The organism is Kitasatospora sp. NPDC058046, assembly GCF_042885595.1.
Classification (GTDB): Bacteria; Actinomycetota; Actinomycetes; order Streptomycetales; family Streptomycetaceae; genus Kitasatospora.
Map to the genome: position 1 here is coordinate 52783 of NZ_JBHVRS010000004.1, position 14063 is coordinate 66845.

Below are 14063 nucleotides of genomic sequence, written 5' to 3' on the forward strand. Positions count from 1 at the left end.
TCTGCAAAATTCTGCTGATAGTTGAAGCCTCAAGCGGAACCTCGGACGGAACGCCGGAGGCCCGGTCCGCTCCCCCCGGGGGGAGCGGACCGGGCCTCCGGTCAGGCGTCGGAGCCTCAGTGCGAGTGGCCGTGGCCGTGGCCGTGACCGTTGTCGGCCTCCTCCTCCTTCTTCTCCACCACGAGGGTCTCGGTGGTGAGAAGCAGGGAGGCGATCGAGGCGGCGTTCTCCAGGGCGGAGCGGGTGACCTTGACCGGGTCGATGACGCCGGCCTTCACCAGGTCGCCGTACTCGCCGGTGGCGGCGTTGTAGCCCTGGCCGATCTCCAGCTCGGCGACCTTGGAGGTGATGACGTAGCCCTCCAGGCCGGCGTTCTGGGCGATCCAGCGCAGCGGCTCGTGCAGCGCCTTGCGGACCACGGCGACACCGGTGGCCTCGTCACCCGACAGGCCCAGGCCCTCGTCCAGCACCTTGGCGGCGTGGACCAGGGAGGCGCCACCGCCGGCGACGATGCCCTCCTCGACCGCGGCGCGGGTCGCCGAGATGGCGTCCTCCAGGCGGTGCTTGCGCTCCTTCAGCTCCACCTCGGTGGCGGCGCCGACCTTGATGACGCAGACGCCGCCGGCCAGCTTGGCCAGGCGCTCCTGCAGCTTCTCGCGGTCCCAGTCGGAGTCGGTCGCGGCGATCTCGCCCTTGATCTGGGCGACGCGGCCGGCGACGGCCTCGGAGTCACCGGCACCGTCGACGACCGTGGTCTCGTCCTTGGTGATGGTCACGCGGCGGGCGGTGCCCAGCACGTCCAGGCCGACCTGGTCGAGCTTGAGGCCGACCTCCTCGGAGATGACCTGGCCACCGGTCAGGACGGCCAGGTCGCCGAGGATCGCCTTGCGGCGGTCGCCGAAGCCCGGGGCCTTGACGGCGACGGCGTTGAAGGTGCCACGGATCTTGTTCACGACCAGGGTCGACAGCGCCTCGCCGTCGACGTCCTCGGCGATGATCAGCAGCGGCTTGGAGGCACCGCCCTGGAGGATCTTCTCCAGCAGCGGCAGCAGCTCCTGGATGGAGGAGATCTTGCCCTGGTTGATCAGGATGTACGGGTCCTCGAGGACCGCTTCCTGGCGCTCGGCGTCGGTGACGAAGTACGGCGACAGGTAGCCCTTGTCGAACTGCATGCCCTCGGTGAAGTCCAGCTCCACGCCGAAGGTGTTCGACTCCTCGACGGTGATGACACCGTCCTTGCCGACCTTGTCGATCGCCTCGGCGATCAGCTCGCCGACCTGGGTGTCCTGCGCGGAGAGGGAGGCGACGGCGGCGACGTCGTCCTTGCCCTCGATCTCGCGGGCGACGGACAGCAGGTGCTCGGAGACCGCGGCGACGGCCTTGTCGATGCCCTTCTTCAGGGCGGCCGGGCCGGCACCGGCGGCGACGTTGCGCAGACCCTCGTTGACCAGGGCCTGGGCCAGCACGGTGGCGGTCGTGGTGCCGTCACCCGCGACGTCGTTGGTCTTGGTGGCGACCTCCTTGACGAGCTGCGCGCCAAGGTTCTCGTACGGGTCGTCCAGCTCGACCTCGCGGGCGATGGTGACACCGTCGTTGGTGATGGTCGGGGCGCCGAACTTCTTGTCGATGACGACGTTGCGGCCCTTGGGGCCGATGGTCACCTTGACGGTGTCGGCCAGCTTGTTGACACCGCGCTCCAGCGAGCGGCGGGCGTCCTCGTCGAACTGCAGGATCTTCGCCATGTTCCCTATTCCCTCGGGGCTGCGGCCGGCCCACCGGCCGCCGAACTACGTGAACCAACAACCACGCCCCGGGCCCCTGTCACTGGGACACGGATCCGGGGCGGGTCGGTACGTCTTACTTCTCGATGACCGCGAGAACGTCGCGGGCCGAGAGGACGAGGTACTCCTCGCCCTTGTACTTCACCTCGGTGCCGCCGTACTTCGAGTACAGGACGATGTCGCCGACGGCGAGGTCGAGCGGCAGACGCTGACCGTCCTCGAAGCGGCCCGGGCCGACGGCCAGGACGACGCCCTCCTGGGGCTTCTCCTTGGCGGTGTCCGGGATAACCAGGCCGGAGGCCGTGGTGGTCTCGGCGTCGAGCGGCTGGACCACGATGCGGTCCTCGAGCGGCTTGATGGCAACCTTGCTGCTGGTGGTCACGTCCGAGCTCCCCTTCGGAGATTACGGGGTTTTCTAACGGGTAGGGGCGATCCTGCGGGCCTGCCGTCGCGGGGGTCAGACACACGTCGTCGCGTTAGCACTCCCCTAGTGGTGAGTGCCAAGGATGACCATAGGGCCGTGTTAGCACTCAGTCAACCAGAGTGCCAACGGCGAGTCCCGGAAGTCCCCGGTTCGCGAATGAGTAGCCGTACTCATGTACGACCGGGCCCGGCCCCGCCAGACTCCTGCCATGACCTCGATCCCGGTGCGCATCGGCCCGTCCCGGCCCAAGGACGCCGCCCTCGCCCTGCTGTCGCTGCCCCTGCTGGGGGGCGTGCTGCCGTTCGTCGCCTTCCTCCTCGTCGCCTGCCTCGGCACCATCCCCGGCTACGGGGACGACGGGGACGGGCGCGGGTGGGCCTTCCTGGGCATCGGGATGCTGGCCGCCCCGGTGGTCGCCCTAGCGGCGGGCCTCGTGGTGGCCTTCCGCAGCCGGCGGTCCGGCTACCGGCTCCTCCCGGTCGCCGCCGGGCTCGCCCCGTTCGCGCTGCCGGCGGTCCTCTCCTCGGGCGTGCTGTGGCGGTGAACCGGCTGCCGCTCGCCGACCCGCTGCGCCCGGTCGGCCGTCCGACGGACCTGCTGCTCGCGCTGCTGACGGTCCTGGGGGCCGCCTCGCTGCTGGGGTTCGGCTGGATCGCGGCCTTCCTGGCCGCGCTCGCGCTGGAGGCCCACCCCGCGATCGGCGGCTGGGCGGCCCGGGGCGCCGCGGCCGCGCTGCTGCTCGTCCCGGTCGTGGCGGTGGCCCGGTACACCCACCGGCGGGGCTACCGGATCACCCCGGTCGCCGCCGCGGTCAGCCCCGCCCTGCTGACCGCCCTCGCCGGCGCGGGGTGGCTCCGGTGAGCCGGCCCCACGGCGCGCCCGGGCGGCCGCCGGTCCACTGGGCGCCGGACCTGGTGCTCGCCGCGGTGGTGGTCGCCGGGGCCGTCGCGGCGGCGTCCGCCGGGTCGTTCGTGCTCAACTGGCTGAAGCTGCTCGTCCTGTACGGCCCCGGGGTGGAGGCCCTGGACGTCTTCGGCGTCGTGGTGATGCTCGTCCTGCTGGCACTGACCGGCCGGGGCACCCGGCGGCTCGGGTACCGGATCACCCCGTACGCCGCGCTGGCGGCCGCGCCGCTGATGCCGCTGGTGTTCTGGCTGACCTCCGACGTCCCCGTCATCGGCCGGTGAACGCCGCGCGGCCGCTCCGGCCGACCGGCCACCCGGCCGACCCGCGAGAATGGCCCCGTGGACACCGAGAACCTCCAGCCGCTGCTGACCCCCGAGGGCCAGGCCCTGCTCGCCGAGCTGCGCGAGTTCACCCCCGAGGAGGAGCTCGCGCTGGCGACCCGCCTGCGGCGGGAGCACCCGGCGGAGCTGGTGTCGGCCGCGTTCGGGCAGGCGCGGCTGCGGCAGCGGGCGCGGGCGAAGTTCGGGGCGGACGCCGACCTGATGTACTTCACGCCCAACGGGGTCGAGCAGTCCACCCGGCGCAGCGTGGCCGAGTGGCGGGCCCGGCGGTTCGCCGACCTGGGCGTACGGCGGCTGGCGGACCTGTGCTGCGGCATCGGCGGGGACGTGCTGGCGCTGGCCCGGGCCGGCATCGAGGTGCTGGCCGTCGACAAGGACCCGGCGGCCTGCGCCGCCACCGCGGCCAACGCGGCCGCGCTGGGCCTGGCCGACCTGGTCGAGGTGCGCTGCGCGGACGTCGCCGAGGTGGACGTCACCGGCTACGACGCGGTGTTCACCGACCCGGCCCGGCGCACCGCGCGCGGCCGGGTGTTCGACCCGGAGGCGTACGCCCCGCCGCTCTCCTGGGCGATCGAGGCCGGCCGGCGGACCCCGATCGGCGCGCTGAAGGTCGCGCCGGGCATCCCGCACGAGGCCGTGCCGGAGGACGCCGAGGCCGAGTGGGTCTCGGACCACGGCGACGTCAAGGAGGCGGTGCTCTGGTTCGGCACCAGGGCCACCAGCCCGCACCGCGCCACCCTGCTGCCGCACGGCGCCACCCTGACCGGCGGCGACCTGCCCGACCCGCCGGCCGGCCCGGTCGGGCGCTACCTGTACGAGCCGGACGGCGCGGTGATCCGGGCCCACCTGGTGGCCGAGGTGGCCGGGCAGGTGGGCGGCCGGCTGATCGACCCGAAGATCGCCTACCTGACCTCGGACGAGCTGGTCGCGACGCCGTTCGCGCACGCCTTCGAGCTCACCGACGTGCTGCCGTTCAACATCAAGAAGCTGAAGGCGCTGCTGCGCGAGCGGGCGGTCGGCACGGTGGTGATCAAGAAGCGCGGGATGGCGATCACCCCGGAGGAGCTGCGCCGCCAGCTCAAGCCCTCCGGGCCGAACACCGTCACGGTGATCCTCAGCCGCACCGACAACGGGCCGCTGATGATGCTGGGACAGCCGGTCTGACCCCGGCGCGGCGGCCCGGCCCACGGCGCCGGGACCGGGACCGGGCTACGAGGCGGGCGCCTGGATGTAGTCCTCCAGCCGGGCCACCGAGAAGCCCTGCTCCTGGATCCGGGCCAGCAGGTCGCCGAACATCTGGGTCATCGTGGCGCCCTTGAGCTCCTTGGGGCCGCGGAAGTGCGCCAGGACGATGTCGCCGGGCTTCAGCTTCTTGTCCGCGGCCTGGTACTGCATGTCGTGGATCTGCATCGACTCGCGCCAGAGCACGATCGCGCGCGGGCCGCACTGCTGCACCGAGGTGTTGAGCACCGGGGTGTTGGCGCCGTCGCCGAACGGCGGGCGGAACAGCAGCGGGGCGGTGCCGTACTGCTGGGTGAGCGCGGCCTGGTCGTCGCAGATCTCGGCCTTCTGCTTGTCGGCCGACAGCTTGCTCATCACCGGGTGGTCCACGGTGTGGTTCTGGATGTGGTTGCCCAGGGCCTGGAGCGGCTTGAAGTAGCCGTAGTCGTTCTTGACGATGTCCTTCGTCAGGAACATCGAGATCGGCACCTTGAGGTCGGTGAGCATCTCGACGAACTTCGGGTCCTTCTCGGCGCCGTCGTCGATGGTGATGAAGACGACCTTGTCGCTGGTCTTCACATCGCTGAACACCGGTACGGGGCCGGTCCGTTCGAGCTTGATCGGCTTGTCGGCGGGCGGCGCCGGGGCGGGGGCGAGCGGGGTGAGGTTCCACTTGGCCCAGGCCGCCGCGTCGGCGCCCGCCGGGGCGCCCGCCGAAGGGGGCGCGGAGGCGCTGGTCGGCGCCGCGCCGGTGGGCCGGGGCGTGGCCGCCGCCGTCGTGGCGGCGGGGGCGGCACCGCCACCGCCCCCGTTGTCCCCGCACGCGGTGGCGAAGGCCAGCAGGGCCAGCGCCCCCACCCCGTACGTCCTGGTCCTGCTCCGCCTGATCACCGCTGCGCGCTCCCGGTTCCCGTCCAGCCTTCTCTCAGCTATGCACGGTACCGACCGCCGCGGCGGTTCCCGGCCAGGGGCTACTCGACGTGCTCGCTGGTGAAGGACCAGCGGTGCACCGGACGGCCGAGCAGCCCGGCCGGCGGGTCGGCGACGGGCACCGGCTCGCCGTTCCACCAGGTGATCAGCAGCACCCGCTCGCCCGGGGCGGAGAGCAGTTCGAGGCGCTCCAGACCGGCCGAGCCGCGGACCGCGGGCAGCACCGACTCCCGTACCCAGGCGGCGAGTTCGTCGCCCCGGCCGGTCGCCGCCCGGGCCTCCCACATCGCGGCGACGGTCATGCCGCGCCGCCGCCGAGGGCGTCGTAGGCCTGGCCGTGGAAGTCCGTGTGGGGCACGTGGGTCTCGGTCACCGGCAGCGAGGAGTCCGCCGACAGGTCGAGGGCGGACGGCGTGCGGTCGCGCCACACCATCTCGGCGCCCAGCGCCGCGACCATCGCGCCGTTGTCGGTGCACAGGCCCGGCCGGGGCACCCGCAGCCGGATGCCGGCCCGGTCGCAGCGCTGCTGGGCCATCTCGCGCAGCCGCGAGTTGGCCGCCACGCCGCCGCCGATCATCAGGTGGTCGACGCCGTTGTCCTTGCACGCCTTGACGGCCTTGCGGGTGAGCACGTCGGTGACCGCCTCCTGGAAGGACGCCGCCACGTCGGCGACCGGCACCTCCTCGCCGGCCCGGCGCTTGGCCTCCACCCAGCGGGCGACGGCGGTCTTCAGGCCGGAGAAGGAGAAGTCGTACGCCGGGTCGTTGCGGCCGCTCAGCCCGCGCGGGAAGGCGATCGCCTTCGGGTCGCCCTCGCGGGCCGTGCGGTCGACGATCGGGCCGCCGGGGAAGCCGAGGCCGAGCACCCGGGCGACCTTGTCGAAGGCCTCGCCGGCCGCGTCGTCGATGGTCGCGCCGAGCGGGCGGACGTCGCTGGTGATGTCCTCGCTGAGCAGCAGCGAGGAGTGTCCGCCGGAGACCAGCAGGGCCATCGTCGGCGAGGGCAGCCGGCCGTGCTCCAGCTGGTCGACGCAGATGTGCGAGGCGAGGTGGTTGACCCCGTACAGCGGCTTGTCCAGCGCCCAGGCGTACGCCTTCGCGGCGCTGACGCCGACCAGCAGCGCGCCGGCCAGGCCGGGGCCGGCGGTGACGGCGATGCCGTCCAGGTCGCTCGCCTTGATCCCGGCGGTGTCCAGGGCGCGCTGGATGGTCGGGACCATCGCCTCCAGGTGCGCGCGGCTGGCGATCTCCGGGACGACGCCGCCGAAGCGGGCGTGGTCGTTGACGCTGGAGGCGACCGCGTCGGCCAGCAGCGTGGTGCCGCGCACGATGCCGACGCCGGTCTCGTCGCAGGAGGTCTCGATGCCGAGGACGAGCGGTTCGTCAGCCATGGCGGGTGTCCTCAATGTCCTTCGGGTCAGTGCTGTCAGTGCTCGGGTGGTCGAGGCGCATCACCAGCGCGTCGACGTTGGCGGGCTGGTAGTAGCCGCGCCGGATGCCCACCGGTTCGAAGCCGTGGCGCTCGTACAGCCGCTGGGCGCGCGGGTTGTCCACCCGCACCTCCAGCAGCAGCTCGGCGCACTCGCGCCGGGCGGCCTCCCGGATCAGGTCGGTGAGCAGCGCCGTGCCGAGGCCGGCGCCCTGGTGGCGCTCGTCGACGGCGATGGTCTGGACGTCGCCCTCGCCGGCGATCGCCATCAGTCCGGCGTAGCCGACGATCCTGCCGTCCGGGGCGGCCGCGACGGTGTAGTGGCGGGTGCCGCCGGGGTGGGACTCGGCCAGTTCGGACCAGAACATCCCGGCGGACCAGGCGTCCTCGGGGAAGAGCCGCAGCTCCAGCTCCAGCACCGGCGCGATGTCCCACCAGCGCATCGGGCGCAGGGTGGTGCCGTGGTTCACGCCGGGAGCACCGCCTTGCCTCCCAGAACGTTCTTGTAGGCCGCGGGGACCTGGGCGTCCGGGCGGCGCAGGTACAGCGGGTGGTTGGGCAGCAGCTCGCGCCCGGCGGCCAGCTCGGCGGCGGCGAAGCCGGCCAGGGCGCCGGCCGAGACGTGCTCGGGGCCGTGCCCGCCCGGGAAGGCGTCGGGGTAGAGCAGCGCGCCGGCGCCGACGGAGCGCGGCTGCGGGGTCAGCTCGGCCGGGCGGTCCACGGCGGGGCCCTCGGTGCGGCGGCCCTCGGCGTCGTACGAGGCCCAGTAGACCTCCTTGCGGCGCGCGTCGGTGGCGGCCGTGAACGGCTGCCCGGCCAGGCCCTCGGCGCGGGCCTGGAAGGCGATCGCGTCCAGCGTGCAGACGCCGTGCACCGGCAGCCCGAGGGCGTGGCCGAGCGCGGCGGCGGTCACCAGGCCGACCCGCAGGCCGGTGTACGGGCCGGGGCCGACGCCGACCGCGATGCCGGTCAGCCGGTGCTTGTCCACCCCGGCGGCCCGCAGCACCTGGTCGATCGCGGGCAGCAGCAGTTCGCCGTGGCGCCTGGCGTCGACCTGGTGGGTCTCGGCGAGGACGGCCGTGCCGTCGTGGACGGCGGCGGTGACGGCGGGGGTAGCGGTGTCGAACGCGAGCAGCAGCACGGGTCAAGGTTAGACCGACGTTGGGCCGACCGGCCGATCGGCAGGGTGTACCAGGCGGGAACACAGATCCGAGGCACTGCGACCCGCGCGGATGAACCTGGCACGATGGGGCCGTACGTAAAGGGACGGCGGCGGGAGCGGCAACGTGGCGAAGATGGGTCCTGGAGTGGTGGTCACGGGGTTGACCCTGGGGGCCCTGGCGGTGGTGAGCCTGCTGGCCTTCCAGGCCAACGGCGCCCAGGACCGGGCCGGCGGCCCCAAGCCCACCGCCACCACCACGGCGACCGGCACGGCCACCGCCGCGGCGCCCACCGCCGCGGCCACCCCGACCGTCCCCCCGCTGCCGGCCACCTCGGGCACCGGCACCCGGGTGGTGTACTCGGTCGGCAGCCACTACGTCTGGCTGGTCGACCCGAAGAAGAGCCCGCAGGTCGCGGCCGCCTTCCCGGTCACCCCGGGCTCGGTCGAGCCGGCCCCGGGCAGCTACGCGGTGTACAGCCGCACCCCGACCACCACCGGGACGGACGGCAAGCAGATCGAGCACGTGGTGCGCTTCGCGCAGCAGAACGGCGTGGTGTTCGGCTTCAGCGCGGCGGTGGACGGCGCGACGCCGACCACCGACCCGAGCGCCAAGACCGGCGGCATCCGCAGCGGCCGCGCCGAGGGGCAGTTGCTCTGGGACTTCGCGCCGAAGGACACCAAGGTGGTCGTGATCGCCTGAGCCCGGACGGGACCGGGCGGCCCGGATTCGGGTTCGAATTCGGGTTCGGGTTCGGGAGGAGCGGCCTCAGGCGGCCCGGGGCGTCCGCGCCTCGGGCCGTTCGTCGTGTCCGGGCCGCGGTCCGTCCTGCCGGGGGCGCGGTCCGGGCGGTGTGGACACCGCCTCGGCGGCCGCGCAGGCGGCCAGCAGCGCCCGCATCGGCTCTCCCGGAACCCGACGGGCGGACTCTCCGGCCCCGGCGGCGGTGACCGCGCGCTGCGGGGCGGGGGTGGTGCTCGACATGGCGCCTCCCTAGTTAGGCAGACCTAACCGCAGCACCCATCCCACCACGCCCGGCACCCCGGCCGCAACATCTTGCCGACAGTCTGTCGGCAAGATGTCGGCGAGTCGTCGGAGCCCCGTCGGCGCCCTCCCGGCTATCCGAGTTCCGCCAGCGCCGCGTCCGCCCAGCGCGGGCCGATGCCGGTCAGCACCACCCGGCGCGGGTCCTGGTCGTCCCCGCCCTCGGTGCCGCCGATGGCGCGCTCGATCCGGACCTCCAGCCGGTCCTCGGACAGCCGCTCGACCTTGCCCTCGCCCCACTCGACCACGACCACCGACTCGGGCAGCGAGACGTCCAGGTCGAGGTCCTCCATCTCGTCCAGGTCCCCGCCCAGCCGGTACGCGTCCACGTGCACCAGCGCCGGGCCGCCGACCAGCGAGGGGTGCACCCGGGCGATCACGAAGGTCGGCGAGGTCACCGCCCCGCGGACCTGCAGCCCCTCCCCCAGGCCCCGGGTCAGCGTGGTCTTCCCCGCCCCCAGCTCGCCGGAGAGCAGCACCAGGTCACCCGGCCGCAGCAGCGCGGCCAGCTCCCGGCCGAGCCGGCCCATCCGCTCCGGGGTGGGGACGGTGAGAGTGGCGTGCGAGCCCATGCGCGTGTCTTGCCCTTCGGTCCGTACGGCGCGCCGACCACCGGCCGCCACCGCTACCGTGCCACATCGGCGGGCACCCGCGCGGCGGGTGGGCCCTCCGGGCGGGCACCCGGGGCCTCAGGCGGGGTCGACGACGGTCTCCGCGGTCCGCTCCCCGGCCAGGTCGAGGACGGCCGCGGGCAGCGGCGCGGCCCCGGCGAAGCCGACGGCCCGGCGCAGCAGCCGGGCCAGCTCGTGGTCGACCAGCTCCGGGCACTCCAGCATCACCAGGTGCCCGGCGCCCTCGGCCAGCACCAGCTCCGCGCCGGGCAGCCGCTCGGCCATCGCCTCGCTGTGCGTCGAGGGCGTCAGCAGGTCCTTCGTCCCGGCCAGCACCAGCGCGGGCAGGCCGCGCAGGGCGTCCAGCGCCCCGTACTTCTCGTGCGCGCCGAACACCGGGTAGAACTCGGCGACCACGTCGATCGGGGTGGCGTCCAGCAGCTGCTCGGCGAAGCGCACCACACCGGGGTCGACGTCCCGGCCGCCGAAGGAGAACCTCCGGTAGAACACGGCGGCCACGTCCGAGCCCAGCCGCCTGGTCGCCTCGACCAGGTCGACCTGGCGGCCCAGCAGCTTCACCACCCCGGGCGCGACCTTCTTGAACAGCTTCGCGCCGGCCTTCGGCAGGCCGAGGCTGACCTCGTTCCAGTCCCCGGCGAGGGTGCCGATCAGCGCCACCCCGGCGACGCGCTCGCGGAACAGCTCCGGGTGCTGGTCGGCCAGCGCCATCACCGTCATGCCGCCCATCGAGTGGCCCACCAGCACCAGCGGCCCGGTCGGCGCGACGGCGTCGACCACCGCCTTGAGGTCGCCGCCCAGCTGGTCGATGCCGGCCGGCTCGCCCGCCAGGTACGAGCGGGAGCGCTCGGAGCGGCCGTGGCTGCGCTGGTCCCAGAAGACCAGCCGCAGGCCCTCGCGCAGCGCGGCCCGCTGGAAGTGCCAGCTGTCCTGGTTGAGGCAGTAGCCGTGGCAGAACACCACGGTCAGCGGCTCGGCACCGGTCCCGCCGTCCGGCCCGCTCCAGCCGGTGCCGTCCAGCTCGACGTACAGCTCGGTGCCGTCCGGCGCGGCCACCGTCCTCGGGCGCCCGCGCAGCGAACCGTACGGGGCGTTCGCGTCCAGCTCGGCCCGGGCCCGGCGGCGCATCGCCCGGCCGACGGTCAGCCGCTCGATCGCGACGCCCGCGGCCGCCCCGGCCGCCAGCACGCCGACCGAGATCCCGATCACACCCGCCCGGCTCACCCCGGAGGCGGCACCGGCCGCCCTGGCGACCGCCGCGACCGGACTGCCCTCGGCCGGCCCCCCGGTCATGCCGACCGGACCTCGGCGTGGCTGCCGCCCAGGTAACGGCGGGGCACCCGGGCACCGATCCGGGTGATGATCTCGTACGAGACGGTGCCGCAGGCGCGGGCCCAGTCCTCGGCGGTGGGCTCGCCGCGCTCGCCGTTGCCGAACAGCAGCACCTCGTCGCCGATCGCCGGGGCGTCGCCGCCGAGGTCCACCACGAACTGGTCCATCGCGACCCGTCCGGCCACCGTGCGCCACTTGCCGTCGATCTGCACCGGGCCGGTGCCGCTGGCGTGCCGGGGGATGCCGTCGCCGTAGCCGACCGGGACCAGGCCCAGCGTCGTCTCGCCCGGCGTCGTGTAGTGGTGGCCGTAGCTGACCCCGTGCCCGCCGGGGACGTGCTTGACCAGCGCCAGCCGCGCGGTCAGCGCCATCACCGGGCGCAGCCCGAAGTCCGCCGGCGAGCCCACCTCGGGCACCGGCGACAGCCCGTACGCGGCCAGGCCGGTGCGGACCAGGTCGAAGTGCGACTCCGGCAGCAGCAGGGTGGCCGGGGAGTTCGCCAGGTGCCGGACCTCGGGGCGCAGCCCGGCGGCCTCGGCCGTGGCCAGCGCGACGCGGTAGGAGTCCAGCTGGGCCTGGATCGACGGGTGGCCGGGCTCGTCCGCCGCGGCGAAGTGCGACCAGACGCCGACGACCGTCAGCAGCCCCTCCGCCTCGGCCCGGCGGGCGGCCGCCACCAGCTGCGGCCAGTCGTGCGGCTGGCAGCCGTTGCGGCCGAGGCCGGTGTCGGCCTTCAGGTGCACCCGGGCCGGGATGCCGGTCTCGCGCACGGCGGGCAGCAGCTCGTCCAGCGCCCACTGGCCGCTGACCGAGATGTCCAGGCCCGCGCGCAGCGCCTCGCGCCACGGCCCGCCCGGCGTCCACAGCCAGCACAGGATGCGGGCCTGCTCGGGGCGGATGCCCGCGGCCCGCAGGGCCAGCGCCTCGTCCGGCGTCGCGCAGCCGAGCCAGCCGACCCCGTTCGCGACCGCCTCCCGGGCGCACTCGACCGCGCCGTGGCCGTAGGCGTTCGCCTTGACCGCGAGCATCACCGCCGTGCTGCCGACGCGCTCGCGCAACGCGGCGAGGTTGCCGCGCAGGGCGGCGAGATCGATGGTCGCCTCGGCCCGTACGCCGTCGGTGAGGGTGGCTGTGCCGATCGTGTTCGCAGTTGTCATCAGGGTCAGTCTCCCAGACGTCCCGGAGTCCTCGCCGAACGGCCCGTCGGCGCGGCGGCCGACGACCGGGCCGCGCGCACCGCGCCGACCTGCGGCGAACCGCTCGTCCGTCCCTTGCACGGACGCGTTCGACGGACCGTCCGGTTCCGGTTCCCGGCCCTCCGGGCGCCTTCCCAGCCTCCCCGGTCAGGGCGTCCGGACCGCCCGCCACACCGCCGGCAGCGCGCCGGCCACCGCGAGCGCCGTCGTCGGGGCGCCCGGCTCGCCCGCCGCCTCACGGCCGGCCAGGCCGTGCAGGTAGGCGGCCGCCGACGCGGCGTCCAGCGGCGCGAGGCCGGCCGCCAGCAGGGAGCCGGCCAGCCCGGCCAGCACGTCGCCGCTGCCGGCCGTGGCCAGCCAGGAGGTGCCGGTCGGGTTCACCCGGACGGCCCCGCCCGGGTCGGCGACCACCGTGGTGGAGCCCTTCAGCAGCACCGTCGCGCGGTAGTCGGCCGCCAGCCGGCGGGCGGTGGCCAGCCGGGCCGCGGCCAGGTCGTCGGCGGCCGGCGGCGTGCCGCCCCCGGCACCCGCGAGCAGCCGGGCGGCCTCGCCGGTGTGCGGGGTGAGCAGGGTGGGCGCGGTGCGGCCGGCCAGCGCGTCCGGGCCGAGCCGGCCCAGCTCGGTCAGCCCGTCCGCGTCCACCAGCACCGGGACGTCGCTCGCCAGCGCCTCGGCCAGCGCCTGCCGCGCCCCCTCGCCGCCGCCCGGCCCGACCACCCAGGCCTGCACCCGCCCGGCCCCGGCCGGACCGCCCTCGGTGACCAGCACCTCCGGGAAGCGCCGCACCACCTCCTCGGCCGCCGTACCCACGTACCGGACGGCGCCCGCGCCCCCGTGCAGCGCCCCGGCCACCGCGAGCAGCGCCGCCCCCGGGTACGTCGCCGAGCCGGCCGCCACCCCGACCACGCCGCGCCGGTACTTGTCGCTCTCCGCGCCCGGCACCGGCAGCAGCGCCGCCACGTCCGCGTGCTGGAGCGCCGTCACCTCCGCGGCGGGCGGCTCCAGCCCGATGCCGACCAGCTGCACGGCGCCCGCGTACGAGGCCCCCGGGTCGATCAGCAGACCGGGCTTGTACGTGCCGAAGCAGACCGTGACGTCCGCGCGCAGCGCCACCCCCGGCACCTCACCGGTGTCGGCGTCCACCCCGCTCGGCAGGTCCACCGCGACCACCGCCCCGCGTCGCGCCGCCCGCGCGTACGGCTCCGCCGCGGGGCGCAGCCCGCCCCGGCCGCCGATGCCGACGATGCCGTCCAGCACCAGGTCCGCGCGCGAGAAGTCGGCCAGGCCGACTTCCTGCTCCACCGTCACCCGCCCACGGGCGGCCCGCAGCGCGGCCAGCCCGCCCGGGTGCGCCTTCTCCGGCACCAGCAGCACCGCCGTCACCCGCGCCCCGCGCCGGGCCAGCGCGGCCCCCGCGTACAGGGCGTCACCCCCGTTGTCCCCGCTGCCCGCGAGCACCGTCACCCGACTGCCGTACACCCGCCCCCGACGCCCGGTCAGCAGCCGCGCACAGGTCGCGGCCAGCCCCACGGCCGCCCGCTGCATCAGCGTGCCCTCCGGCAGCCGCGCCATCAGCTCGGCCTCGGCGGCCCGGACGGTTTCCACAGGGTGTGCATGACGCATGGGGAGAACTCCTTCAGCGGTCGGCTACCGCCGACGCTAGCCCGCGTC

General features: G+C 74.8%; 17 protein-coding genes. 5 read left to right on the forward strand and 12 right to left on the reverse strand.

Annotated elements, in window-relative coordinates; translation table 11 throughout:
* Positions 1–116: 116 nt before the first annotated feature.
* Together groL and groES are read right to left on the reverse strand one after the other, a co-directional pair.
* The gene (groL, locus tag ACFVU7_RS09940; RefSeq protein ID WP_049654364.1) at positions 117–1742 is read right to left on the reverse strand and encodes a chaperonin GroEL; all 1626 of its coding nucleotides are present in this window, start codon (positions 1740–1742) and stop codon (positions 117–119) included.
* Between the two features lie 115 nt (positions 1743–1857).
* Positions 1858–2163 carry a co-chaperone GroES gene (gene groES / locus ACFVU7_RS09945; protein WP_049654366.1) on the reverse strand — a complete coding sequence of 102 codons (306 nt, stop codon included), beginning with the start codon at positions 2161–2163 and terminating at the stop codon, positions 1858–1860.
* Positions 2164–2413: 250 nt separating this feature from the next.
* Between groES and ACFVU7_RS09950 the strand changes: the two genes are divergently transcribed.
* The 4 genes from ACFVU7_RS09950 to ACFVU7_RS09965 are packed head-to-tail and all read left to right on the forward strand — an operon-like array spanning position 2414 to position 4616.
* Positions 2414–2749 carry a hypothetical protein gene (locus tag ACFVU7_RS09950; RefSeq protein WP_143204610.1) on the forward strand — a complete coding sequence of 112 codons (336 nt, stop codon included), beginning with the start codon at positions 2414–2416 and terminating at the stop codon, positions 2747–2749.
* On the forward strand, positions 2740–3066 hold the full coding sequence (locus ACFVU7_RS09955; protein ID WP_388044857.1) for a hypothetical protein: 327 nt from the start codon (positions 2740–2742) through the stop codon (positions 3064–3066). Before ACFVU7_RS09950 ends, ACFVU7_RS09955 begins: the two co-directional genes overlap by 10 nt.
* Positions 3063–3392 carry a hypothetical protein gene (locus ACFVU7_RS09960; RefSeq protein ID WP_074003948.1) on the forward strand — a complete coding sequence of 110 codons (330 nt, stop codon included), beginning with the start codon at positions 3063–3065 and terminating at the stop codon, positions 3390–3392. Before ACFVU7_RS09955 ends, ACFVU7_RS09960 begins: the two co-directional genes overlap by 4 nt.
* A 57-nt stretch (positions 3393–3449) precedes the next feature.
* Positions 3450–4616 (forward strand): SAM-dependent methyltransferase, encoded by a 1167-nt coding sequence (locus ACFVU7_RS09965; protein WP_388044858.1) that lies wholly within the window; start codon positions 3450–3452, stop codon positions 4614–4616.
* A gap of 45 nt (positions 4617–4661) precedes the next feature.
* Here the strand turns inward: ACFVU7_RS09965 and ACFVU7_RS09970 are convergent, their stop codons facing one another.
* The 5 genes from ACFVU7_RS09970 to tsaB form a co-directional block, all read right to left on the reverse strand.
* Positions 4662–5564 carry a polysaccharide deacetylase family protein gene (locus ACFVU7_RS09970; protein WP_388044859.1) on the reverse strand — a complete coding sequence of 301 codons (903 nt, stop codon included), beginning with the start codon at positions 5562–5564 and terminating at the stop codon, positions 4662–4664.
* Between the two features lie 80 nt (positions 5565–5644).
* Entirely contained in the window at positions 5645–5905 is a 261-nt protein-coding gene (locus ACFVU7_RS09975) for a hypothetical protein (protein ID WP_074003950.1), read from the reverse strand.
* Complete coding sequence (tsaD, locus tag ACFVU7_RS09980; protein ID WP_049655951.1) at positions 5902–6993, reverse strand: tRNA (adenosine(37)-N6)-threonylcarbamoyltransferase complex transferase subunit TsaD; 1092 nt, start codon at positions 6991–6993, stop codon at positions 5902–5904. Before tsaD ends, ACFVU7_RS09975 begins: the two co-directional genes overlap by 4 nt.
* Positions 6986–7474, reverse strand: coding sequence for a ribosomal protein S18-alanine N-acetyltransferase (gene rimI, locus ACFVU7_RS09985; protein WP_049655961.1), 489 nt, complete (start codon positions 7472–7474; stop codon positions 6986–6988). Before rimI ends, tsaD begins: the two co-directional genes overlap by 8 nt.
* 23 nt (positions 7475–7497) lie before the next feature.
* Positions 7498–8172 (reverse strand): tRNA (adenosine(37)-N6)-threonylcarbamoyltransferase complex dimerization subunit type 1 TsaB, encoded by a 675-nt coding sequence (gene tsaB, locus ACFVU7_RS09990; RefSeq protein WP_380775144.1) that lies wholly within the window; start codon positions 8170–8172, stop codon positions 7498–7500.
* 154 nt (positions 8173–8326) lie between these two features.
* On the opposite strand from tsaB, the gene ACFVU7_RS09995 reads away from it, so the two are divergent.
* A complete protein-coding gene (locus ACFVU7_RS09995) occupies positions 8327–8893 on the forward strand; it encodes a hypothetical protein (RefSeq protein ID WP_049655963.1) in 567 nt (188 codons plus the stop codon).
* Between the two features lie 66 nt (positions 8894–8959).
* Here the strand turns inward: ACFVU7_RS09995 and ACFVU7_RS10000 are convergent, their stop codons facing one another.
* The 5 genes from ACFVU7_RS10000 to ACFVU7_RS10020 form a co-directional block, all read right to left on the reverse strand.
* Complete coding sequence (locus ACFVU7_RS10000) at positions 8960–9175, reverse strand: hypothetical protein (RefSeq protein WP_049655953.1); 216 nt, start codon at positions 9173–9175, stop codon at positions 8960–8962.
* 134 nt (positions 9176–9309) lie between these two features.
* Positions 9310–9807 carry a tRNA (adenosine(37)-N6)-threonylcarbamoyltransferase complex ATPase subunit type 1 TsaE gene (gene tsaE / locus ACFVU7_RS10005; RefSeq protein WP_049655956.1) on the reverse strand — a complete coding sequence of 166 codons (498 nt, stop codon included), beginning with the start codon at positions 9805–9807 and terminating at the stop codon, positions 9310–9312.
* Between the two features lie 117 nt (positions 9808–9924).
* Positions 9925–11157 (reverse strand): alpha/beta fold hydrolase, encoded by a 1233-nt coding sequence (locus ACFVU7_RS10010; protein ID WP_117488211.1) that lies wholly within the window; start codon positions 11155–11157, stop codon positions 9925–9927.
* On the reverse strand, positions 11154–12353 hold the full coding sequence (gene alr / locus ACFVU7_RS10015) for an alanine racemase (protein ID WP_388044860.1): 1200 nt from the start codon (positions 12351–12353) through the stop codon (positions 11154–11156). The genes ACFVU7_RS10010 and alr overlap by 4 nt, the downstream gene beginning before the upstream one ends.
* 186 nt (positions 12354–12539) lie before the next feature.
* On the reverse strand, positions 12540–14015 hold the full coding sequence (locus tag ACFVU7_RS10020; protein ID WP_387967112.1) for an NAD(P)H-hydrate dehydratase: 1476 nt from the start codon (positions 14013–14015) through the stop codon (positions 12540–12542).
* Positions 14016–14063 lie beyond the last annotated feature (48 nt).